This window comes from Bartonella sp. AA83SXKL (genome assembly GCF_042196965.1).
Lineage (GTDB): Bacteria > Pseudomonadota > Alphaproteobacteria > Rhizobiales > Rhizobiaceae > Bartonella.
The window spans coordinates 12963-37125 of record NZ_JBHIRG010000014.1; the positions used below are offsets into that span (position 1 = coordinate 12963).

General features: G+C 38.0%; 16 protein-coding genes, 1 pseudogene and 1 riboswitch. Of the genes and pseudogenes, 8 read left to right on the forward strand and 9 right to left on the reverse strand.

Annotation, left to right across the window (positions count from 1 at the left end):
• Positions 1-137: 137 nt before the first annotated feature.
• From ACFINO_RS07020 to ACFINO_RS07035, 4 genes are all read right to left on the reverse strand, one after another.
• Positions 138-1169 carry an aspartate-semialdehyde dehydrogenase gene (locus ACFINO_RS07020; protein WP_375618537.1) on the reverse strand — a complete coding sequence of 344 codons (1032 nt, stop codon included), beginning with the start codon at positions 1167-1169 and terminating at the stop codon, positions 138-140.
• 1261 nt (positions 1170-2430) lie between these two features.
• Positions 2431-2811, reverse strand: a complete 381-nt coding sequence (locus ACFINO_RS07025; RefSeq protein ID WP_375634788.1) for a helix-turn-helix domain-containing protein — start codon at positions 2809-2811, stop codon at positions 2431-2433.
• Positions 2812-3733: 922 nt separating this feature from the next.
• On the reverse strand, positions 3734-3940 hold the full coding sequence (locus ACFINO_RS07030; RefSeq protein WP_273791466.1) for a Trm112 family protein: 207 nt from the start codon (positions 3938-3940) through the stop codon (positions 3734-3736).
• Between the two features lie 13 nt (positions 3941-3953).
• Positions 3954-4616: an LON peptidase substrate-binding domain-containing protein gene (locus ACFINO_RS07035; protein ID WP_375610818.1), complete on the reverse strand. Its 663-nt coding sequence runs from the start codon at positions 4614-4616 to the stop codon at positions 3954-3956.
• Positions 4617-5062: 446 nt separating this feature from the next.
• Positions 5063-5160: riboswitch (glycine riboswitch) on the forward strand.
• Between the two features lie 136 nt (positions 5161-5296).
• Here ACFINO_RS07035 and gcvT point away from each other — a divergent pair.
• From gcvT to gcvP, 3 genes are read left to right on the forward strand one after another with little or no spacing between them, the layout of a single operon-like run.
• Positions 5297-6409 (forward strand): glycine cleavage system aminomethyltransferase GcvT, encoded by a 1113-nt coding sequence (gcvT, locus tag ACFINO_RS07040; protein ID WP_375633819.1) that lies wholly within the window; start codon positions 5297-5299, stop codon positions 6407-6409.
• 6 nt (positions 6410-6415) lie between these two features.
• Positions 6416-6784, forward strand: a complete 369-nt coding sequence (gene gcvH / locus ACFINO_RS07045) for a glycine cleavage system protein GcvH (protein ID WP_375633818.1) — start codon at positions 6416-6418, stop codon at positions 6782-6784.
• A gap of 5 nt (positions 6785-6789) precedes the next feature.
• Positions 6790-9585, forward strand: coding sequence for an aminomethyl-transferring glycine dehydrogenase (gene gcvP, locus ACFINO_RS07050; RefSeq protein WP_375655320.1), 2796 nt, complete (start codon positions 6790-6792; stop codon positions 9583-9585).
• A 1555-nt stretch (positions 9586-11140) separates the two neighbouring features.
• Here the strand turns inward: gcvP and alr are convergent.
• The gene (gene alr / locus ACFINO_RS07055) at positions 11141-12256 is read right to left on the reverse strand and encodes an alanine racemase (RefSeq protein WP_375633817.1); all 1116 of its coding nucleotides are present in this window, start codon (positions 12254-12256) and stop codon (positions 11141-11143) included.
• 807 nt (positions 12257-13063) lie between these two features.
• Here alr and ACFINO_RS07060 point away from each other — a divergent pair.
• Both ACFINO_RS07060 and ACFINO_RS07065 read left to right on the forward strand, forming a co-directional pair.
• Positions 13064-13891 carry a ferredoxin--NADP reductase gene (locus ACFINO_RS07060; RefSeq protein WP_375633816.1) on the forward strand — a complete coding sequence of 276 codons (828 nt, stop codon included), beginning with the start codon at positions 13064-13066 and terminating at the stop codon, positions 13889-13891.
• Positions 13892-13909: 18 nt separating this feature from the next.
• Positions 13910-14337 (forward strand): annotated as a pseudogene (locus ACFINO_RS07065) (ferredoxin--NADP reductase); the annotation flags it as partial.
• 2 nt (positions 14338-14339) lie between these two features.
• Here ACFINO_RS07065 and eda read toward each other — a convergent pair.
• A complete protein-coding gene (eda, locus tag ACFINO_RS07070; RefSeq protein WP_375633815.1) occupies positions 14340-15005 on the reverse strand; it encodes a bifunctional 4-hydroxy-2-oxoglutarate aldolase/2-dehydro-3-deoxy-phosphogluconate aldolase in 666 nt (221 codons plus the stop codon).
• A 115-nt stretch (positions 15006-15120) separates the two neighbouring features.
• Between eda and ACFINO_RS07075 the strand changes: the two genes are divergently transcribed.
• From ACFINO_RS07075 to ACFINO_RS07085, 3 genes are all read left to right on the forward strand, one after another.
• Positions 15121-16038, forward strand: coding sequence for a rhodanese-related sulfurtransferase (locus ACFINO_RS07075; RefSeq protein WP_375613636.1), 918 nt, complete (start codon positions 15121-15123; stop codon positions 16036-16038).
• A gap of 1700 nt (positions 16039-17738) precedes the next feature.
• A complete protein-coding gene (locus tag ACFINO_RS07080) occupies positions 17739-18872 on the forward strand; it encodes a type III PLP-dependent enzyme (protein WP_375618529.1) in 1134 nt (377 codons plus the stop codon).
• Positions 18873-18947: 75 nt separating this feature from the next.
• A complete protein-coding gene (locus ACFINO_RS07085; protein WP_375655318.1) occupies positions 18948-19532 on the forward strand; it encodes a GNAT family N-acetyltransferase in 585 nt (194 codons plus the stop codon).
• 1075 nt (positions 19533-20607) lie between these two features.
• Here ACFINO_RS07085 and ACFINO_RS07090 read toward each other — a convergent pair.
• The 3 genes from ACFINO_RS07090 to ACFINO_RS07100 all read right to left on the reverse strand — a co-directional run bounded on the left by ACFINO_RS07090 (position 20608) and on the right by ACFINO_RS07100 (position 23864).
• Entirely contained in the window at positions 20608-22179 is a 1572-nt protein-coding gene (locus ACFINO_RS07090) for a DHA2 family efflux MFS transporter permease subunit (RefSeq protein ID WP_375655319.1), read from the reverse strand.
• Positions 22180-22203: 24 nt separating this feature from the next.
• Positions 22204-23298, reverse strand: a complete 1095-nt coding sequence (locus tag ACFINO_RS07095) for an HlyD family secretion protein (protein WP_375633811.1) — start codon at positions 23296-23298, stop codon at positions 22204-22206.
• A 173-nt stretch (positions 23299-23471) separates the two neighbouring features.
• A complete protein-coding gene (locus ACFINO_RS07100) occupies positions 23472-23864 on the reverse strand; it encodes a Fur family transcriptional regulator (RefSeq protein WP_375612302.1) in 393 nt (130 codons plus the stop codon).
• Positions 23865-24163: the final 299 nt, after the last annotated feature.

Here is a 24163-nt window from a genome sequence, read left to right on the forward strand (position 1 = left end):
GAGTCAAATTTGACAATACCTTGGATTACAGTTCTTTAGGATGGTGATATGAACCTTCAGCTGGGGAAGGTTATACTGAAGAGAAGCCGGACTTTTGACAGGACCGGCTAGGGGCTCTTTGTCCTTCGGACAGGGCGTTAATTTGCGGACTTAGGCTTTATCAAATTACGAGAAATGAGCAATTCAGCAATTTGAACGGCATTCAATGCTGCTCCTTTTCTTAAATTATCGGCGACAACCCAGAAAGCTAAACCATTTTCAACGGTGATATCTTCACGAACACGGCTAATAAAGGTATCATCTTCTCCGGTACCTTCATAAGGTGTGGTATAACCACCATCTTCGTGTTTATCGATAAGCTGACAACCTGGTGCATCGCGGAAGAGCGCTTGTGCTTCAGATGCGCTTAGTGGTTTTTCAAATTCAACATGGACGGCTTCGGCATGACCGATAAAGACAGGGACCCGAACAGCAGTGGCTGTTAATTTAATTTTCGGATCGAGAATTTTCTTCGTCTCAACCGTCATTTTCCATTCTTCTTTTGTATAACCATCTTCCATGAAAACATCAATATGAGGAATGACATTAAAGGCAATGCGTTTAGTGAATTTTTTTGATGTAATTGGGTCTGCAACAAAAACTGCGCGTGATTGTTCGAAAAGTTCGTCCATTCCTTCTTTACCAGCTCCAGAAACAGACTGATATGTAGAGACAACAACACGTTTAATGATTGCAGCATCATGGAGAGGTTTTAAAGCTAAGACCAGTTGAATTGTTGAACAATTAGGATTTGCTATAATATTACGCTTAGAAAAGGCATTTATAGCTTCGCCATTGACTTCAGGGACTATCAACGGAACATTGGCATCATAGCGCCACGTGGAGGAATTATCGATGACGACACAGCCGGCAGCAGCAATTTTAGGGGCGTATTCTTTGGAAATGCTCCCTCCCGCAGACATAAGACAAAAATCTGTGTCAGAAAAATCGTAAGTATCCAGTGCTTTTACTTTTAAAGTTTTGTCTCCATAAGAAACTTCTTGTCCTAATGAGCGTCGTGATGCTAGAGGGACAATTTCATGCGCAGGAAAACCACGTTCTTCTAAAATTGTAAGCATTTCACGACCAACATTTCCGGTTGCGCCGACAATTGCAACTTTATAACTCATTTTCTATATACTCCTCATGTCTCTCCACGTTTATTCCCCGTGCTATACTCAGGAGAGAGTGAGTTGGTCAAGGAACATCATTAAATTATATTTTTGATTTTCAACAACTCAATTTTGTGCACACCAATCATCATTGTTAGCACAATAAATTGTTTTATTTCAAATAATACGTCTCTTTTAATCTTTCAGAATTGAAAAAATTGAATATTTTACGCTAAGCTATTATCTCTTTAGAAAACACTTTAATTAAGTGAATTTCTTATCTTCTGTCAATTGTTTACCTTCTCACTTTTGAATTTTTTAAGGATGGTATTACGTATCGCGTTGGTGGAATCTTTTTATACTTTATCTGTTAATTGTTGAATTATTTAATTTTCTCCCTATACCTTTAAAAGCGAAGCTTCCTATTACAGTCTGTAAACAGCTAGATTCTAGCGGCTTCCCATTTTTCACTTAAACTAAAGGCTCAACAAGCAGGCCTAAAAATATTTAAAAAGATATTGGGCATCTAAAAAACATTTGAATGTTTCAAGGAGGTATGCGTGCTTCATATCCTCATATCTTAAATGATAGAATTTATGGCACAACAGGATAAACTTAAGTATCCATATATAGATAAATTCCTATGAAAGTTATATATATTTTTTTTCGTGTCTATTTTTTACTTTATATTTCTTATTTTTACTTTAATCCTGTTATGCTATAAAATATCATTATTTGGAGTATGGTAGTATAAGATCTTTGATTTTTCTCGATATATTTAAGTGTTTTTTTAGTGCGTTGGAATATTCTTAGGCTTGTTTGGCAAGCCTTTTTTAAGTGACTTATATGAGTGGAAAGTCGTTGAACACCCCCATATTTATGTTTAATAAAAGAGCAAGTTAGCACCTCATACATTTTTTTAGCACCCAATGTCGTTACAGCTCTTGGTTTGTGAGACGATTCAATAAGAGGTATGCATTTTTGTACGTTTTTACTCACACGCCAACTTTGCTTGTAATGTGCCAACAGTGATTTTGATTGATTCAATATAGAACACGTTTGAAATGAAAGAATTTTACGATATTCGGAACACTTATTCAATATCAATGACGTTAGATTATCATTATAAATCAATGCACTATTTCTAAGTTAAACTCGTTAGAATTCGGATTATTTACAAATCAGATTAGATTAAGCATTTTCATTCTCATGCAGTGTGGGGAGACAGTCACAATTCTTGTCAATATTATTAAGGACTTTGATTATCTTTGCAATGAACTTATGAAAATAAGGAGTTATTTTTTTCATCAGAAATCAACTGCAAAATTGCTCTTTGTTTTTTGCGGGTCAGTATTCTGAAATTTTTTAAAAGTAAATATTCTGCTTTGCTTGCTATTCTGTCATCACAATGATAGAGGTTCTCTTCTTTTTTTGCGCCATCAGCATAAAAGAAGGAAACGGGAACATCTAATATATGAGCAATTTCCTGTAAACGTCTTGCACTTACGCGATTTAAGCCTTTTTCATACTTTTGGATTTGTTGGAATGTTACGCCTAAATGACTTCCTAATTGTTTTTGAGAAAACCCCATGACGTTTCTTCTGAAGCGAATTTTTTTGCCTAAAGAAATATCGTAAAAATGTAGATTTTTGGCTTTCACTTGATGTCCCCACCGGTTGCGAGCGCCCTCGCATTAGTATTCCGGGGTCTGGAAGTGCTGAAACCGAGTCAGCCCCTTGCTTTTAGTGCTGAAAGCACTTGGACATAACAAGAGCCCCCGGAAATTCCGGGATATCCGCAAAAGCGGGCTAATCTTTATGCTCGGTTTCGGGCTTCCAGGCCCTATTGATCGTCGCGTATACGACCAAAAACACAAGCCTTCTTCATAAGGCAATTACTTTCAATCGTCAATTGAAATTACAACAGTGTTTCTTGTTTGTTTTTTCAAGTTTTCATGTAATTAATGCGTATATTATACATAAAAAATATTGCTTGAGATACTTTAGATACTTTTAAAAATTGTAAAGCGAAATTAAAGGGTGATGGTAAGGTAATGGGGTGATTTTCTCCTTTACGATTTTATGTTTTTTCCCCCAAATTAGGTTGCTTCTCCGTTTCAAAGATTACGCAAACAGATAAATACTCTTGTCCCGATATGGTATACATAAGATGATATAACTTGTCGTTTTTATTCATCTTAAATCGAGGTATCTCAAATATGTTGTTCGTAAATAGTATAAATTAAAGCCCATGAAATATAACAATCTTTATGTTTAATATAATAAATTTCATTTACCTGAGTTGGTTCAAAATGTTATTATAATTCTTGCTTTTAAGAAGTTCATAAGAGCCATTTTTATTCAGATGCTTGTGTGGTGCAAGCGAATGGTTTTGATTGCTTCAGTATGAACAGGCTGGAATGAGAGAATCTGATGATATTTTTGGCTTTTGTTACAAGGTGTAAAGCGATATAAATATCTTTATTGTAAAGTTCTTTTTTCAGAAATCGTAAATATTGAGATATCATATTGATAGAGACTTGATAACAGTGGGCTTGTAGAAGGAAATTGCATGAGGATTTTTTATTTTTTATGCGTTATTTCTTCATTGTTTTGCAAAGGGCGCGCTTCTGAGGCAAGCATAATGGGAACGCCATCACGAATAGGATAGGCAAGTTTGGCTTTGAGAGAAATGAGCTCTTGTGTTTTTCGGTTGAAAGAGAGCGTGCCTTTCGTCATTGGGCAGACGAGCAATTCGAGCATTTTGGGATCTGTGGTCATTTTTTTCATGTTTGGACATTCATTAGTTTAAGCGGTAATCTGTTCCTGTTTGTTTCATGAGCGAGCGTTCTGTTAATGCAAGAAGAGTTTGGGCACGGCTTTCGATATCTGGAGCTTCAAGGAGAGCTTGTTTTTCTGCTGGTGTAAAGGGGATAAGAGCTGAAAAAGCATTAACCAATATAGGTGTAGGGGCTTCTATGATGCTGCTCCAATTATATTCCATTTCATGTATGGTTAGATATTTTTCTACAACGTCGAGTAAGTTCTCTCGGTTAATGCTTTCTTCAATATCAAATTCTTGCAAGTCTTTTATGTTTGATTGGATGAGAGCTGTTCGATAGGATTTTGTGTTTTTCAATTCTTGTTCTAAAGTGAAGCGGCAAACACCTTGTAAGATAATGAACAGTTGTCCATTTCCTGTTTCACTGTAGTTTGTAATGCGCCCTATACAGCCTGTTTTATAAAGTTGTGTAGAGAAGCGATCTGTATCCGATGAAAGTGGTTGAATAATGCCCAATAGACGATCAGTTACCATAACATTTTCAATCATTTCAAGTGATTCTGGTTCAAAAATATTGAGTGATAAAAAACCACCGGGTAGTAAGAGTGCACCTTCTAAAGGAAAAAGAGCAATTTGTTTTGGAAGATCATTTTCGCAATTGTAAGAGATATTACCAGCTTTCATGAGTATTTTGTCACCTTTGTTCGGTAGTTTTAGTCTGTAAATAGTCGCTATTTATGACACTATTGAGAAAGCAGAAAACCTACTTCTTGTGCATTAAAATCATACTTATAAAATATTTGAAGTCCTTATTCTCAAAAAGAATATGAAACCCTATTTTTAAGGTTGAACTGCGCGCGAAAGAATATTGCTTTGCGATCTTTTTAGTGTGTGACGTTTTGTATGATTTTCAAGAGGTATTTTTGTTTATAGCTTTTGATTTTTGTCTTAAATTTCCTAAAATGTGTTCCTTGCAATTTTTGTAAGGTTCAAAAGGATAATATTATAAATCTTTTGAAGCAGCTTATGCAAGTTTTAAAATGAGAACATTTTCATCACTTTACTAATGACAGTGTGATAAAGATAGGCTATAGGTTTAAATATGCTGGAAAGAGCGTTATCGTTTCTTTCATTCTTTTGCGGGAGAGTGCAGATTGCAAATTTTCGCATTGCCGCCGAAGGGGAAATAGCCCATAATCTCTCAGGCTTTAAGGACCGTAAAAGGAAGAAGGCAGATCTGGAAAGTCGGGAAAACCCGCGCCGAAGGTGTAAGCGAAAGATCTTTTCGCGAGTCTCTCAGGTTGATGACAGAGGGGGCAGAGACGACCATATTCTATGGGCGTTAGCGCAGCTTTGGAGTTATTATGGGCACAGCACAAGAAACATCTTTTTTAAAAACACTTCCTTTATATGATTTGCATGAAAAAGCAGGAGCAAAATTTGGTTCTTTTGCGGGTTGGAACATGCCTTTAACTTATCCTCTTGGCGTTTTAAAAGAGCATCTTCATACGCGTGCACATGCAGGACTTTTTGATATTTCTCATATGAAATTGATTGCGGTTGAAGGGGCACAAGCTGTGGAATTTTTGTCCTATGCTTTTCCCATTGATGCAGCAGCTTTAAAGATTGGGCATTCACGGTATAATTATTTGCTTAATGAGCAGGCTGGTATTCTTGATGATCTTATTATTACCCGTTTGGAAGAGGGTCGTTTTATGTTGGTCGCCAATGCTGGGAATGCACAGGCTGATTTTTTAGAATTGGAAAAGCGTGCGGTTGATTTTGAATGTCAAGTGATTGCCCTTGAAAGGGTATTGCTTGCGCTTCAAGGTCCTGAAGCGGCAGCCGTTCTTGCTGATGCCGATTTACCAGGGAATGAATTGTTCTTTATGCAAGGATTCGAACCACAACAGGATTGGTTTATAACGCGTTCTGGTTATACGGGAGAGGATGGTTTTGAAATTGCTTTGCCTATAGGGCATGCGCATATGTTGGCTGAAAAATTGCTGAGTGATTCTCGTGTTGAGTGGATTGGACTTGCAGCACGCGATAGCTTGCGGTTGGAAGCGGGGCTGTGTTTGCATGGAAATGATATTACCCCTGATACGACACCTATTGATGCGGCTCTAACATGGGCTGTTCCTAAAAATGTTCGAGAAAAAGCACAATTTTATGGTGCAAAGGCTTTTCTTGAAGCACTGCAAAAAGGACCGGCTCGTTGTCGTGTTGGATTAAAACCGCAAACGCGCCAACCTATTCGTGCCGGTGCGCTGCTTCTTGATGATCAAGGTAATGAGATTGGCATTGTAACATCAGGTGGTTTTGGTCCTTCTTTTGATGGTCCTGTCGCGATGGGTTACGTTCCTGTTGATTTTAAAGTTGAAGGGACACAAGTCTTTACAGAACTGCGAGGCAAAAAGATTGTATTATCAGTTCATTCTCTTCCCTTTGTTGAACAACGTTATTTTAAAGGATGATTTTTTATGTCTAAAACTTATTTTACACATGACCATGAATGGCTTAGCGTTGAAGGGCAAGTGGTGATTGTTGGGGTTACGCATTATGCGCAAGAGCAATTAGGGGATTTGGTTTTTGTTGATTTACCACAAAGTGGAACAAAACTTTCCAAAGGAGAGGCGGCGGCTGTTGTAGAATCAGTGAAGGCGGCTTCAGATGTTTATGCTCCTCTTGATGGTGAAGTGGTCGAAATAAATGAAGCCTTGGCTGATAATCCTGAATTGGTAAATCAGAAAGCCGAAACAGAAGGCTGGTTATGGAAAATGACATTGCAGGATGAGACACAACTGGAGGGGTTGTTAGATAAAGATGCTTATAAGGCTTTGATTGGATGAGTACCATGATCGAGCGTTCTTTTTCTTCTCGACATATTGGGCTGCGTCCTGATGAAACACAAAAAATGCTTGATGTTTTAGAGCTTGATTGTGTTGATACACTCATTTCTCAAGCTGTTCCACACTCTATCCATTTGGGACGTTCATTGAATCTTCCAGAGGCTGCTAGTGAAGGACAAGCCTTGGAAGAACTCTCCAAGATGATGGAGCGTAACCATGTGCACAAAAGTTTTATTGGGCAAGGATATCATGGAACTTATGTGCCTCCGGTTATTTTACGAAATCTGTTTGAAAATCCTGCTTGGTATACTGCTTATACGCCTTATCAAGCAGAAATTAGCCAGGGTCGTTTAGAGCTTTTATTTTATTTTCAGACATTGGTTAGTGAACTAACAGGTTTGCCTGTTTCTGCTGCTTCCCTTCTTGATGAAGCAACTGCTTTAGCTGAAGCCAATGCCCTTGCTTTTCGCTTTTTCCGTGAGAAAAAAACAAAAATTTCTCTTCAGAGTCTTTTACACCCTCAGATTTTAAGTGTTGCGCAAACGCGTGCTGAAACACAAGGGATTCAGATTAGCCAAAATGGCGAAATTGATTCTGATACAGCGGCAATTGTTTTATCTTGGCCAGATACAAAAGGTTCTTTTCATGATTACAGTGAGATCATAAAAGAGGCAAAGGAAAAGGGAGCTTTAGTTATCGTTGTAGCTGATCCTTTAGCGCTTACCCTTCAGGAGCCACCGGCTCAATGGGGGGCAGATATCGTTGTTGGCTCTATGCAGCGTTATGGCGTTCCGATGGGATTTGGTGGTCCACATGCTGGTTACCTTGCCGTGAGTGATGCGTTAACGCGTCTTATTCCAGGGCGTATTGTTGGTCAATCCGTGGATACCAAAGGACGCGTTGGTTTTCGTTTAGCTTTGCAAACACGTGAACAACATATTCGGCGCGATAAAGCGACGTCAAATATTTGTACAGCGCAGGCTTTGTTGGCTAATATGGCAACCGCTTATGCTGTTTGGCATGGGCCAAAAGGCTTACAAGAAATTGCGCAGCGAATTCATCATTTAACATGTCGTTTTGTTGCTGGTTTAGAAGCAGCAGGGGTTCATGTTGAAGGGAAAAGCTTTTTTGATTGTGTGAGTATTTCTGTTAAGGGAAAAGCGCGAGAGATTGCGCATCAAGCCAAAATAGGTGGGCGCCTTATTCGTGTTCTCGATGATGACACTATTGCAATCAATTTTGATGAATTATCGACAGAAGAAGATGCTGGTGCTTTAGCGCAGCTTTTTGGGGCAAAATTAGGCGATCAGGTTTCTCCACGACTCTTTGGAAAAAAACGGGATGCTGCTTTTCTTTCTCAGCCTTTTTTTCATGCGGTTCATTCAGAGACAGATATGATGCGCTTTTTGCGTCGTTTGGCGGATAAGGATTTGGCGCTGGATCGCGCTATGATCCCTCTTGGTTCTTGTACAATGAAGCTTAATGCCGCGGCTGAATTAATGCCTGTAAGTTGGGCTAGCATGGCCAATATACACCCCTTTGTTTCACAAGAGGATGCAGCGGGATATTTGGAGATGATCAACCAGTTAAATGCGTGGTTGTGCGAAATTACAGGATTTGCGCAAGTTTCTTTTCAGCCAAATTCTGGTGCTCAAGGTGAATATGCTGGGCTTTTGGCTATCCGACGATATTACCAATCACGGAGAGAACATCAACGTACAGTTTGTCTTATTCCTGCATCTGCGCATGGTACCAATCCAGCCTCGGCCCATATGGCAGGGATGGAAGTCGTTGTGGTAAAATGTTTAAGCGATGGTGATGTTGATGTAGACGATCTCAAGATGAAAGCGCAATTGCATAAAGATAAATTGGCCGCTCTCATGATTACTTATCCTTCAACCCATGGTGTTTATGAGGAAAGTATTAAGGAAATTTGTTCTATTATTCATGAAAATGGCGGACAAGTTTATTTTGATGGTGCTAATCTCAATGCCCTTGTGGGTCTTGCTCGTCCTGCGGATATTGGCGCTGATGTTTGTCATATGAATCTTCATAAAACATTTGCTATTCCTCATGGTGGTGGTGGTCCTGGTATGGGACCAATTGGAGTTGCAGCGCATCTCAAACCATTCTTACCAGGTCATGAACAAGATGGGACAACACATGCGGTTTCGGCTGCTCCTTATGGAAGTGCGTCTATTCTTGCGATTACATGGATGTATATTCGAATGATGGGGGCTGATGGCTTAAAATATGCAACACAAATAGCCATTTTAAATGCCAATTATATTGCTGCACGTCTTTCAGCTGCTTATTCCATTCTTTATCGGGGCAAGCATGGACGTGTTGCGCACGAATGTATTGTGGATACACGCGTGTTGAAAGAGCAGTATGGGGTGAGTGTTGATGATATTGCAAAACGTCTCATTGATTATGGATTCCATGCGCCCACGATGTCGTTTCCTGTTCCGGGAACTTTGATGATTGAGCCAACGGAATCGGAACCAAAAGCAGAGATTGATCGTTTTTGTGATGCTTTACTCTCTATTGCTGAAGAAGCTAAGAAAGTTGGTAGCGGGGTTTGGCCAAAAGACAATAATCCATTGGTGAATGCCCCTCATACAGTGGCAGATACTTTAGATGATGCTTGGGCACGACCCTATTCGCGACAAGAAGCTGCTTTTCCCAACAGTTTTCTTGATCCAGCCAATAAATATTGGCCTCCTGTATCGCGTATTGATAATGTTGCGGGAGACAGAATGCTCATTTGTTCGTGCCCGCCATTGGGAAATACCTATTAAATAACAAATATGTATTTAATTTGTTTATTTGCATAAACAAAAAAGCCCACACATTTTGTGTGGGTTTTATGCTTGTTGATCATGTTACTATGGAATTATTTGTCTATTTTCTAGAATTTTGCATTGTTTTTTTATAACATGAGCAAAATCGAAAAATTCGACAAAAAGCTGTGTTTTGTCGGCAATAGGCATGCTCTCCTTTGCCTTCTACCGTATGGCATGGTTTTAGTGACTAGGCGGCATCGGTCTCGCCAGCTAGTTCACGTAAACGAGAGCGAAACCTACGGGGGATAGGGTCACGTCTGTTGCATGTGTTGTGATATACTCCTTCTCACTAGGGTGACGACGACCGGTTGTAGAAAGAATAAAATCAATTTTAGTGTTTTTGATGATAAAGACACGCGAAACTCTGTTGTTGCATCTTTTCGAGTCAAGAATTATCTAAATATTTCTCTTTAATCTGCTTTTTGTAAATATGACGCAAAAATATGTAAAAACACCTGTTAGAATGAGCAAACGCAAAGCCAAATGTATTATGGGTGTTTTTTACAAGGTGTCTTATAAAAAGCCGGCACATCTTTCCACTTCATTGCAAGTCAGTTTGTAACTTTACAGCGCTGTTTTTCTAAGAGCTCGTGTGCTTTAGCTGTTGCCTGTAAATCAACATCCAAACTTAACGCAGCCACATGTTTTGAGTCAGAGATTGAGAAAAAAAGAGCTTTATGAGTAGTTCCAGCTTTTGTCTGTCAGATGAGGGCGAGGGGATTGCGTATTTCTGTTGACGTAACCTTTGAAACTGGAAGACAATCTCATTTTGGGAAAATGTAAAGCCGTAAAGGTAAAACTCAATCCTCAGTTTGTCATCTCCTTTTAATTCAGCTTTGCGGCTTTCAAAAGCATTTAAAGCAATGTTTTTTTAATAATGGGGATTGCACATTGCTCCACACTTTTATTTATTGTGTTTTTTAATGGGGGCGCGACCCTCATGTAAAACAGAACGCTCCAAAAAGAATATACTTGGGTTGTTAATTCACATGTTTGTTTTAAAGAGATATTTCGCTCCTAATCCCATTTCGCGACGGCGCTTGTGAATGGTGTAAGGGTAAATCTATTGATCCCCCAATCTTTACGCTTCATAACGGAGTAAGCCGGTACTATCCATACACTTTGCCAGCGCCTAATGTTATAGCTCTTGGCACTATGGTTCATAAGAGGCATTATTCTTTTCTTAAATCATTTTTATCTACACATATTTATCTACACATAGTCCAGCTTGTGGTATGCAAGCGAATGATTTTAATTGGGAAATTAATTTTAAAAACGTTGTAGTAGATTCTTTTTTGTCAATTTATGGGGAAAGGCTAAGTTTTTGTATTTTAGATGAAAGCTACTTCCATAAAACAGTCCATTAACTTGTCTGTTTTGAGATTTCTGTGAATGTACGGTATCTATGACCATTCTATGTGGTTGATTGTTGTAAAATCTTTTGTAAAAGCCCCTCAATTTTCTAAAATGATGATTTTTATCAATTTATTTCTTTATGGCTAAAGAGTTTTTATGTGTAAATGTATTTATAGCGGGAGCCAAGAGATGTTAGAATTTCATTGGGGAGGGTATCGGCATCTATAGATACTTTTTCAAGTGTTTGATGGCGACCAATGAGCTCTACCCAGTCACCAGTTTGAGGTTTTTGTTCAAGATCGGTCGTATCTACAATAATGGAATCCATAGAAACCCGCCCAACCATGGGAAGTTTGTGCCCGTTGAAATAAACAGTTCCTTTATTCGAAAGAGCACGGAGCCAGCCGTCTGCGTAGCCTATAGAAATGGTTGCAAGAGTGCTTGGTCTGTTGGTTATAAAGCTTTCTGCATAACCAACAGGTGCTCCTATATCAACAACGCGGCTTTGAATGACTTGGGCTTCAAGTTTTAAAACAGGTTTCAGAGGTGATGGGTGTTTTCCCCGCGGATCAACTCCGTAAAGTGCAATGCCTGGACGAACAAGATCAAAATAAAAATCTGATCCTAGAAAGATACCTCCAGAATTGGCAAAGGAAACTTTGCAAGCAGGCAATTGCGCAAGGATAGTTTTGAAAGAAGTCAATTGGGCATAATTTGATGGGTGGGTATCATCTTCTCCGTTAGAAAGATGACTAAGAATATATTTTATTTCTGCTTTTTCGAAAATTGTAGGGTGTTTGATGAGTTTTTGTAACTCTTTTTGATCCAGTCCTAATCGGTTCATATGGGTATCGATTTGAACAATTGCTGGAAATTTTTTATCTTTTTTTTGACAAATTTTTTGCCAATTTTCAATGGCATTCCAAGAGTTTAGAACAGGAACAATACCAGATTGTGCGACAAACTCTTCTGCTAAGTGTGGAAGTCCATTCAGAAGGGCAATCGTGACATTTGATGGTAAAATGCTTTTTAATTGGAGTGCTTCTCTGATTTGTGCGACAAAAAAAGTGCGACAACCAGCTTGATAAAGGGCAGGAGCAATTTTGTGAGCTCCTAATCCATAGGCATTTGCTTTTACAACTGCTGAACATTGTGTTGGAGCTACACGTTTGGCTAAAGTGATATAATTTGCAACAATGGCACTGACATCGATGGTTGCTACAGCTGTATAGAGTGATGTATTTATTTCATCATTAACGGATTTGTTCATTTTAAAAGCTTATCTGTGTTCGTGAAATACGGAGTTTTTTTGGTTGTTTCATTGAGGTTCTTTACGATATAGGGGAAAGATACTATTTGCTATGGTCAAAATCATAAGAAGCCTATGCTGCCATTAAAGTCATTTTTTATGTAAAATGGTACTCTGGATATAAGAGATAGTTTAGTTTTATTTGTGTTGTTATCAACATGGTATCTTCTAATGATTTGTAAAACATAGACTTTTTTACTTATTTGCCCTCGTTTAGGCATATAAAAAAATAAACATAATTTATTGTATTGTATCATTTTGAAGAGTGCAATGTTAGACTATTATTGCTGGTGTGATTGTTTTGATTAAATATTGCATTGGCTTCTTATTTAGAGAAGGTAAAATGATTAAATTAACCACGTTAAATCAATGCATTACAAGTTTTCTACCATGAGGGGGAAGATTACTCATCTGTGCAATTTTGGATGTTGTCTCATGCACTTAAAATTATTTTTATTGAATAGAAAACAGTGTGTAAACACTTTTTGATACATTAAAACTGTTGATTTAGAAAACTCGTTGATTTGGATATTATTTGTTTTCAAGATGGATTGGGTATCCAGTATTTACTTTCTAGTCTTTGATTGGTTTTAAGTGAAATCAATTTTATCGCTTATAGAGTGCACTAGACTCATTTATTTAATTTTGACATAAAAGTGTTAACCTTGAGGTTTTTGTGTTGAGAAAATTGTTGGCAGATGGTTGTGCAAGTACTATATCACGTCAAAGATTCGAAATTTAACGTTCAATAAAGATATGGGGAAGAGTATGAATACGTCTGCTACCAATGTTCCGTCAAGCATCAGCAGCGTTGCAAATTTTCCGATTCCTGAGAATGTGTTCGCCCTTACTGTCCAAGAGGTTTGTCATTATACAGATCGGTTATTTAAATTCCGTCTAAATCGTCCGGAAAGTTTTCGTTTTCGTTCGGGTGAGTTTGTTATGATCGGTTTGCCAAATGCAGAAAAGCCGATTTATCGCGCTTATTCGATTGCAAGTCCCTTTTGGGATGAACAGCTTGAGTTTTTTTCGATAAAAGTTCCAGGGGGACCTTTAACCGAGCATCTCCAAAAAATTAAAATTGGTGATACAGTTCTCATGCGTAAAAAATCTACAGGAACGCTGGTGCTTGATGCTCTTATTCCTGGAAAACGTCTTTATCTTCTTTCAACTGGGACGGGGATTGCTCCTTTTGCAAGCCTTATTCGTGATCCTGAAGCTTATGAAAAATTTGCAGAAGTTGTCCTTATTCAAACAACGCGCGAAAAAAATGAGTTAATTTATGCAAAAGATCTTGTTTCCTCTTTGCAACAAGATCCACTCATTGGAGAGTATGCACAACAGTTGAGATTTTATCCTATGACTACTCGTGAAGCGTCTGAGCATATGGGCCGTATTACGACTGTTATGGAAAGTGGGGACTTTTTTGAAACAACAGGCCTTCCTAAGATTCATCCTGATGAGGATCGGGTGATGATTTGTGGTTCCATGGCTATGTTAAAAGATTGCGCAAGGATGTGTGAAAGCTTTGGTCTTGTTGAAGGGGCCAATAATGCTCCTGCTACTTATGTTGTAGAGCGCGCTTTTGTGGAGTAATGAGTGGGAAAGTTGATGCTTTATCTTCTTTCAAACCGGTACGGTTTTTTTTCTTTTGCAAGCTTTATTCGTGAGCCTGACATTTATGAAAAATTTTCAGAAGTTGTTCTTATTTAAATAACGCGCGAAAAGAATGAGTCAATTTGTGCAAAAGATCTTGTTTCCTTTTTGCAATAAGATCCACTCATTGTGGGGCATATGCACAACAGTTGAAATTTTATCCTATGACCACTCGTGAGCTTTCTGAGCATATGGGGCGTATTACGACTGTTATGGAGAGTGGGTGCTTTTTTGAAACAAGCGGCTTTGAAACAATAGCACTTCCCCAAATTCATCTCGATGAAGATTGGGTGATGATTTGTGTTTCCATGGCAATGTTAAAAGATTGCGCAAGAATGTGTGAAAGCTTTGGTCTTGTTGAAGGGACTGATATTCTTGCACTTTAACATTATATTGTAGAAAGAGCTTTTTTCGAGGGAGAGGGAAGTTGTGATGCGGTATATGCTAATGCAGTAATCGAATCCCAATCACTTATGGCAATAAGTTTTTGGGGCGCTATCCAAGAACCTCCAACGCAGAAGACATTGGGCAGTTGGAGCCATTGTGGTGCACTTTTTTGTGTAATACCGCCTGTTGGGCAAAACCAGATATCAGAGAAGGGAGATGCTAAAGCTTCGATGAAGGAAATACCTCCAGCAGCTTCCGCAGGGAAAAATTTAAGATATGAATAGCCTTTGTTTAATGCTTGCATGAGTTCACTTGGGGTCATTGCAGCGGGAAGAAGGGGAATTTCACTATTTTTTGCACAATTGATTAGTTCATTGGATAATCCGGGGCTTACAATAAACTTGGCTCCAGCTTGTTCGGCTTTTTCGTAATGTGTTGTGTTGAGAATTGTGCCGGCTCCAACAATTGCTTCAGGGACTTCTTGTGTGATTTTCTGAATTGCTTTGAGGGCATTTGGTGTTCGCAAGGTGATCTCAATTGTTTTTAATCCACCTTTGACAAGAGCGCGTGTTAAGGGTACAGCACTTTGTAGATTGTCAATGAGTAAAATAGGTATGACAGTTTGTCCTTGGAGATATAATAAAAGCTTTTTTCTTTTTTGGCACATGATATTTTTTCTTCTTGGAGATGATATTATTTGTATCGTTTGATTAAGCACAATATGTTAAAGAGTACATGAATAAATCTTGAAATTGAATGAAACGCGCGTTATGGCAAAACACATGGAAAAGAATTTTAAAGTTGCTGCACTTTATTGCTTTGCAGATTTGAAGCATTATCATCAATTACAAAAACCTTTGCAGGATTTATGTCAAGCAAAGGATATCAAAGGCACTCTGCTTTTAGCACAAGAGGGCATTAATGGAACAGTTGCTGGTTCTTGTGATGCGATTGAGGCATTGGTGGATTTTATTACGGCTGAGCCAGCGTTTCAAACGCCGGAGATTAAATATTCATGGGCATCAAAAATGCCTTTTCATCGCATGAAAGTGCGGTTGAAAAAAGAGATTGTGACAATGGGGGTTGAAGGGGTTGATCCGCTAAAAGTTGTTGGTACTTATGTCGATCCTGAAGATTGGAATGCTCTTATTCAAGATGAAGAGACAATTTTAATCGATACACGGAATGACTATGAATATGCGATAGGGAGTTTTCAAGGAGCGATTGATCCGCAGATTAAAACATTTCGCGAATTTCCTGAATGGGTGCGTAAACATGAGGCTGAGTTAAAGAAAAAAAAGAAAATTGCTATGTTTTGTACAGGCGGCATTCGGTGTGAAAAATCAACAGCTTATGTTCGTGATCTTGGTTATGAGCAAGTCTACCATCTAAAAGGAGGTATTCTGAAATATTTAGAAAAAATTCCAAAAGAGAAGAGTTTATGGTGGGGTGAGTGTTTTGTTTTTGATGAGCGTGTTTCTGTTCAACATGGTCTTGAAGAATGTGGACGCGAATTATGTCGTGCGTGTCGTTCTCCTCTTAATGCTGAAAGCAAATTATCGCCTCATTATGAGGAAGGTGTTTCCTGTGATGCTTGTTATAACACGCGTAGTGAAGCCGATAGAGAGCGCTTTCGTGAGCGCCATAGGCAATTTCAATTGTTGAAGTTGCGTGCAATTGATTCTCATCAAGGGACATAAGGATATCGCAGTGTAGAGTTTTAAGTTGTAGCGTTTTTCTCTTAAATTTAAGAGAGAAGAGTTTTTTAATATTGGTAGAAAAATATTTTATAAGACCGGATATTATTCGGTCTTTTTGTTTATGTTAAATTATTTGACTTATAAATAATCATTATAGATTGTTCGCTCTCCTTGACTTTATAGGATTGAGTTTTCAGATACTTTTCATTTTAAAATAGAAAAGCCGTTCACCAACAGTGCAGAGGAGGGAGATTTATAGTTTAAGAGAAAAGCGTATGAATAAGATGTGATTAATAAGAGGAGATGAAAAAGCAGATGCTAGGTGGAAAAAATAAAATGATAATAGGAGTTTATGATTTCAGAATTTAATATAATACATTAATTTATAATGATAATTTATTTTCATTTGAATAAAATAGTTCAATATTGTGAACTTTATTGCTTTCAGATTAGATGAGAACGAATCGCGTAAAATTCATTCACTTGTACGTTGCAAATGGGAGCAACGTGTGGACAAAAATCATTTTAGATAAGGTGTTATGAAACATTTCAATGTAGGAGTTTCTGCAATATTGGGAGTTGGCAGATAGAATGGGAGCGTTTGTTTTTAATTTCATAAGTATAAAGAGGGTGAGATGTAGTTGATCTATATCATACAAGCTATATTATACGGGGAATTCTTCATGATATTTTGCTTAAGCGATGCTGTGAAATGAATGTGGAAGTAGGGATGTTTTTTAGGATGTAAATGAGAAAGATGATGGCGTTTTGTTGGGGGAAGGACACGTTATCTTTAAAGACGATGGTGCTTCAGTCGTTACTATCCTCAGTCTTCAATGTTGGTCATCTTTGCATTTGAGAGGATATATAAGAGGTACTCCTTTTTTCAATTGTTTTTTATTTGTGATGCGCAAAAGAATGATTTTAATTGATTCATTGTAAGAGGGGTGAAATAAGAGGATTTTATAATGGGATTTTTATTTAAGGGCACAATAATAAATTGTCATTATAAATTAATGTTTTGAGTAATTTATTTTGCGTTATTTTCTGCTGCGGATATTAGGAGATAGAATAGGGTAAAGAAACGAGGGGCTTTAAAAGCAAGACAGTGATTTATGTTGCACGGATAATGTAAGGGGTGTGATCTCATGAAAGCGGATGGATGGCTTTGTCTGGGGGAGAGTGTTGTTTTTTTGCACCATTTTATCTTTAAGAATTAAAAAATGTTTAAAATTAAAAAAATGATTGAAATGAGAAAGGATTCGTTTTATAGGATGCCTTGCCCAAAGTCGCACGTGCCTGTGGGTGTCCGCTGGTTCTCAAATGGTGAGATTAACCGGTACGGTACCTGGAACTAACCGCTCCAGTCATTCTTACAGCCAATTGCAAGAATGAGGACATCTTGAAGCAACGACGGTGCGGGCCTTTCTGGTGTCTTCCAGCTTTTAAATGCTGGGATAACTATAGAGGCACACCTCATTGCCTTCAGTGCGGAAGTGGTTTTCTCAACTCCAATCAAAAAGGCAGATAAAATAGAATAACGCGGCTTCGCGCTGTTCTTTCGCTGCATGCAATGCTAATTTCTGATTTTTTGTAATCAGAATGGGGATGGTTGTTGTGTGTTTTTTGTCCTTTAGCTTTTGGCAGCTTTGGCTGTCCAAGCATAGAGTGGGGGAGCTTTCCCTCAAGGAGAATTGCAGATGGCAACGCAACGTATTCGCGATTTTCTTGCAACACATCGTTCTGAAGGTCCATGCTTAATTGTTGACCTTGATGTTGTTCGTGACAACTATTTAAATTTTGAAAAAGCTCTGCCGCAGTCTCGTATTTTTTACGCAATAAAGGCAAATCCAGCTCCTGAAATCTTGCGTTTGCTGAGTTCTTTAGGATCTTCTTTTGATGCGGCTTCTGTTGCAGAAATTGAAATGGCTTTAAAAGCAGGAGCAACGTCAGAGCGTATTTCTTTTGGGAATACGATTAAAAAAGAGCGTGATATTGCACGAGCATATGCATTGGGAGTTTCACTTTATGCCGTTGATTGTGTTGAAGAAGTGGAAAAAATTGCGCGTGTTGCTCCAGGAACACGTGTTTTTTGCCGTGTTCTTACCGATGGCAAAGGTGCAGAGTGGCCATTGTCACGCAAATTCGGTTGTGTTCCAGCTATGGCGGTTGATGTTCTAAGACGGGCACACCAATTGGGTTTGCAAGCCTACGGTGTTTCTTTTCATGTTGGATCTCAGCAGGTTGATCTGAGTGCGTGGGATCGTGCTTTATCGGATGCTGCTACAGTTTTTAAGCGCTTGGAACAAGAAGGTATTTCACTGAAATTGGTGAATATGGGGGGCGGTTTTCCAACGCGTTATTTGAAAGATGTCCCTACAGAACAAGCTTATGGTACAGCAGTTTTTGATTCATTGAAAAAGCATTTTGGTAATCGTATCCCTGAGACGATTATTGAGCCAGGACGTGCGATGGTTGGCAATGCTGGTGTTATTCGTACAGAAGTTGTTCTAATATCTAAAAAAGCTGATAATGATAATGTACGATGGGTTTATCTTGATATTGGAAAATTTAATGGTCTTGCTGAGACTATGGATGAAGCCATTCGTTATCCTATTGAGACACCTCATGATGATAAGGTAATGGAGCCTTGTATTTTGGCTGGACCAACATGCGATTCGGCAGATGTTCTCTATGAAAAAACACCTTATCCGCTTCCTCTATCCCTAACGATAGGAGATGAAATATTGATTCATGGAACGGGTGCTTACACAACAACTTACGCATCGGTTGCTTTTAATGGTTTTGAGCCTTTACGATCATATGTGATCTGAGGTTTCCTTTTAACTATAGTTTTTTTAGACTTTTTGCTATGCTCGTCATGGCGCTATAAGAGGGCGGTCATTGAGATGAACATGATGAACTTTCAAACAAAAGATGGGGCATGTTTTACACTTTTATTGGAGCAAGAAACCGATAAGCCTTATCGAGAAATTTTGCTTGATTCAACGATGGGGTATGGACGTAAACGTAAATCATCAGAGGCTTTACGTCGTGGTCGGTTAGCTGCTCAAGGACTTTCTTTTGTGGTTAAAAATGCGCTTGGAGAGCTTGTGGGAAGTGTCCGTCTTTGGCATGTTTCTTTTTCTAAAAGAAAAAATAAAACACAACATGCTTTACTTTTGGGCCCCTTGGCTGTTGCATCTGAATGTGCTGGTATGGGAATAGGATCAATTTTAGTCCGCCATGCAATTGAAACAGCAAAAAAATTGGGATATGGCGCCATTTTTCTGGTAGGGGATTTTGAATTTTATAAACGTTTTGGCTTTTCAAATAGTTTAACAGAAAATTTGGCAATGCCTGGTCCTTACGAAAAGCATCGCTTTCAAGCGTTGGAACTGATACCACATTATCTTTCTGGGTGTTATGGTACTTTGGTTCCTAGTGGAGAACGAGAAGTTTCAAATCGTTTTCAGCATCATAAAGTGGCTTGAAGATCGTGTTTATTTTGTTTTTCAACAGCTGGCTTTGAGGAGAGCATACTGTTTTGGCTAGAGCCAAAGTATTTAGCGGTACAAAGTTTTTGGGGAGTTGTATTGCGATTTTATTATATAGCTGGTTTCTTATTTTTGATAATTTCAGTTAAGTGAGTAGGAATATATTTTAAGCTCATTTTTTGAAATAGCGTCCTATTTTATAATATTAAAGGAACCGGATTTTTGAGTGGTTTTGTATTCTTTTAAAGCCAGTATCATCATACATTTTCCAGTTTTCAATATCGTTGGTAGATCTTGCATCGAAACGGTTGGATATTTTATTTTTTTCTTAAACAGTTTTTGTTTCTTTGCTTTTTATGTGCAAGGGAATGGTTTTGATTGATTCAATAGAGAGATATTTTGAGAAATTTTATACAATTTTAGCGCTTGTTGAAAGAGAAGGGGCTTAAGAAAGAAAAATATGCAGCAGTAGAATCAAAATTATAGGCATCAGCTTTTTTAAAAGAGTGTAAAAAATAAAATTACATGTTCAAAAGCAGCTTTTTTGAAAAAAATATATAATTACTTTTTTACTATAAAGGTAAATCGTTTTGCAATTAGCATGAGAGGATCAAATACAAAATGATTTTTTCATGTAAAATTTTGCATTCAGAATCAAAAAACGTTGTCCTACACATTATAAGGGAAATAGGTGCGTGAATAAAAATCACAAGAATCATAAATCTTTTATGAATATTCTTGTAAGACTCAAAAGAGTAAAGGGCCAAGAATCTTTTAATCTTTTGTGCCCTATGGTGATAAATCAAAAATCTTATAGAAATAGCTGCTTTATCTTTATAGTGTGGAGCACGTTAGGTAAGATCTTTGTTTACCGATCATCTAAAACAATTTTTGTATGCGAGAAGTTATTTTAAAAGTGCGTAAAGAGCCTGCATTGAATTGAAAAGAATTTTTATCAGAAGAATCATTTAGAATCGCATATTTATTTATACTGTCTCTTGAGAAAAGATAAAGTGCATAGGAAGCGAGGAAAGTGATAAGGATAAAAAATATTTCTCAATTTTAATTAAGCTTAGTGATTTGGTGGTGAATCCATGAGAGGTGGTATTTTTTTGAGAAACATGGTCATAAATGTCAAAACACCAAAGATGATGGTTATGATAAAGAAAATATCACTAAAAGCCATAATCATTGCTTGTATGCGTACCATATTAAACAATTGAGAAAGAGCCAGGGTATAGGAATCAAAGGTTTCTGTTTTGAATAATAAAGTAAGCTTTGAAAGCATTTCAGTTGCTTGTCTGTTTGCGTGGTTAAGTGTTTCGGCTATTCGTTCATAATGGAAGTGCGTGCGTTTTGTCATGATAGTGCTGATAATGGCAAGCCCTACAGCACCACCTAGATTCCGTGTGAGATTAAAGAGTCCAGAAGCATTTTGCATTCGTTCTGGTGGGAGTGTTCCCAAGGCAATATTATTAATAGGAACCATACATAACATTACAGAAGCACCACGGAAAACTTGCGGCCAAAAAAGCTGCCAAAAATCCCACTTATCTGTGACAGTGCTTGCCATCCAAGTGCCTATTGCAAAACCAAAAAGTCCTATTGCCATCATTAAACGTGCATCCATTCGTGCTGAAAGGAATCCTGCAAGGGGAGCCGTTAATAACATGACGAATCCTGAAAGAAACAATGTTTCTCCAATCATAAGGGCATCATAATGGCGGATTTGGCTCAAATAGACAGGATAAAGGTACGTGAGTCCATAAAGACCTATCCCCAGTGAAAAGGAAAAAATGGATGCAGCTGAAAAATTGAAATTAGAAAAAGTAGAGAGATCTACAATGGGTTCTTTTGCTGTAAAAGCACGCCAGAAAAACAAGGCGGCAGCAAGAATCATGATAATGAATAAATTCCGAACCAGCCTATCATTCAGCCAATCATGACGTGCGCCTTCTTCTAGTACATACTCTAAAGTTCCTAGAAAAACAGCCATAGAAATGAGCCCCAACCAGTCAAATTTAGCCATGAGAGATGGATTTGCTTTATCAAAATCAATCAATTTCCAAGCGAGAATTGAAATAATAATCCCAAAAGGCACATTAATGAGAAAAAGCCAGTGCCATGATAAGATATGACAAAGATAACCTCCGACCGTTGGACCAATAGTGGGGGCTAATGTTGCGACTAGTCCAACAATAGGGGTAACAATTGGGCGTTTGGAAGGAGGGAAAAGAACATAAGAGGCGACAAAAACGCTTGGGATAATTCCTCCACCAATAAAACCTTGCAATGCACGGTAGATAATCATCTCTCCAATAGATGTTGCTGTTGCACAAAGAACAGAAGTAATCGTAAACCCGATCGCTGATATGGTGAAGAAAATACGTGTTGAAAGCAATCTTCCTAAGAATCCAGAAAGGGGCAACATGATGACTTCAGCGATGAGATAGGAGGTTTGAACCCATGAAATTTCTTCAGAGCTTGCAGAAAGACCAGCTTGAACTTCGGCTAAAGAGGAGGCAACGATTTGTATATCCAAAATCGCCATGAACATGCCAAAGGCCATAACTATGAAAATCACAATGTTACGGATTTCTATGCGCTCTTGAGACTGTATGGGCTTTGGTATTGAAGATGTCATAATAATGAGGTCATTTGCTTGTTATTATAAGAGACTTTTATCTTGTGGTTTTGTACGTGTATCAACTTCTACTGAAACACTCATTCCTGCTCGGATATGTCCGGTCTTTAAGACTTCTTCTGGAATAGAAATACGTACGGGAATGCGTTGGACAATCTTTGTAAAGTTACCGGTAGCGTTTTGTGGAGGAAGAAGAGAAAAAACAGCACCTGTTGCGGGTGAAATAGAAAGCACTGTTCCTGTAAAGACCTGCTTTTTGAAGGCATCAACAGAAATATAAGCCTTTTGTCCTGCATGAATATTTTGCAACTGTGTTTCTTTATAGTTTGCTTCAATATAAAGTGCATGGATGGGGACTAACGCTGCAAGACGTTGGCCATTTACAACAAAATCTCCCGTTTTTGCTGTTAAATTTCCTATGATTCCATCAAATGGCGCGCGTATAATGGTTGAATCAAGATCACGTTGTGCTTTTTCACGCGAAAGTTCTAAACTCTTTGTTTGGCTTTCTGTTTCACTTCGTTGTGCTTCTAGTACTCGGATATTTGCACGTGCTGCAGCGATTTGTGCATCTGCTCTGTTAATATTTGCAATGGCTTGTTCATAAGCTGATTTGGCATCATCGACATCAGATTGAGGAGCATAACGATTGGCTTTCAGTTCTGTTACACGTTTTAAGGTGAGTTGTGCATTGGTTGCTATGGCTGAAGCGGCTGCTTTTTGCGCTTTTGCATCATCTAAAGCACTATGAGCGGCTGTGATTTGTGCATCAATGCGTAGAAGTGTTTTTTTCTGTGTGTCAAGATGCGCTTTTGTTTGATCCAAGGCTATTTGATAATCACCATTGTCTAAGTAAAATAAAACATCGTCCTTTTTTACAACTTGGTTGGCTTTAATGGCAATTTTTGCAATATATCCATTTAATTTAGTCGCAATAGCGGCTATATCTCCTTGTACATAGGCATCTTCAGTGGATAGCATATAACGCCATTGCGTTATCCATTTGTAGCTAAACCAAAGCACAAAGAGTGCAAAGACAATAAGAAGAGCCTTGATTACTTTCTTTTTTTGCGTTTTATTGAAATTTTTGGTTGAAAAAATTGTCTCAGCTACGGACATGATTTTATACTTTCAATATTTATGTTCCAATGAGTATAATAAACCCATCACTAAGATCGGGTGATATACATGCACGGACGATAAGAGCTTTTCAAACAATAAGGCGATCCCTGGTACATAATGCTAAATATATAAACTTGCAAGTTAGAGATCTTGTTTTCAAGTTAGCGGTCTTATTTTATTGCGCATTTTTTACAAAGACCTCGTACTTCTAAGGTGCTTTTATGTGCTTGGAAGTCAACAGCTTGAACCATCTGTTTTAAACTCGATACAATCGTTTGATTTTGTATTTCGTTGACTGTGCCACAGTTTTCGCAAATTATAAACGTTGTAAGTTCATGTTGACAGTTTTCAGGGTGTAAACAGACCATAAAGGCATTTACACTTTCAAGACGATGAATACACTTTAACTGTACGAGTTTTTCTAACGCACGATAAACTTGGAGAGGTGCACGAAAACCTTCTTCGCGTAAGTGATTGAGAATCGCATAAGCACTTAAAGGCCCTTTTGCATTTTTTAAAGTGTTTAAAACCAATGTTTGGTTACGCGTCAGTTTAGATGACATTGACATCTTCCTTTTGCTCTCGTGGAAAAGCATAAAGTGTGTAAGATATTTATGCAATGGTGATTATAGAATATGTACTCTATCTTTAGCCTTTTACATGACATCCTTGCGATATGTAAGAAAAGTTGCAATCGTTGTGAGGGGAGGGGTATTATAATCTGAAAGCCGCTGCTATCGGGCATGAAACTTTTATACGCTTCTTATTTTGCCTATAATTGCTTGTTGCCAATAATGTCTTGAAATAGGATTTTTTGTTCAATATTTTATTGGTATTGTTTTGGGCATTTTATTAAAAAAAA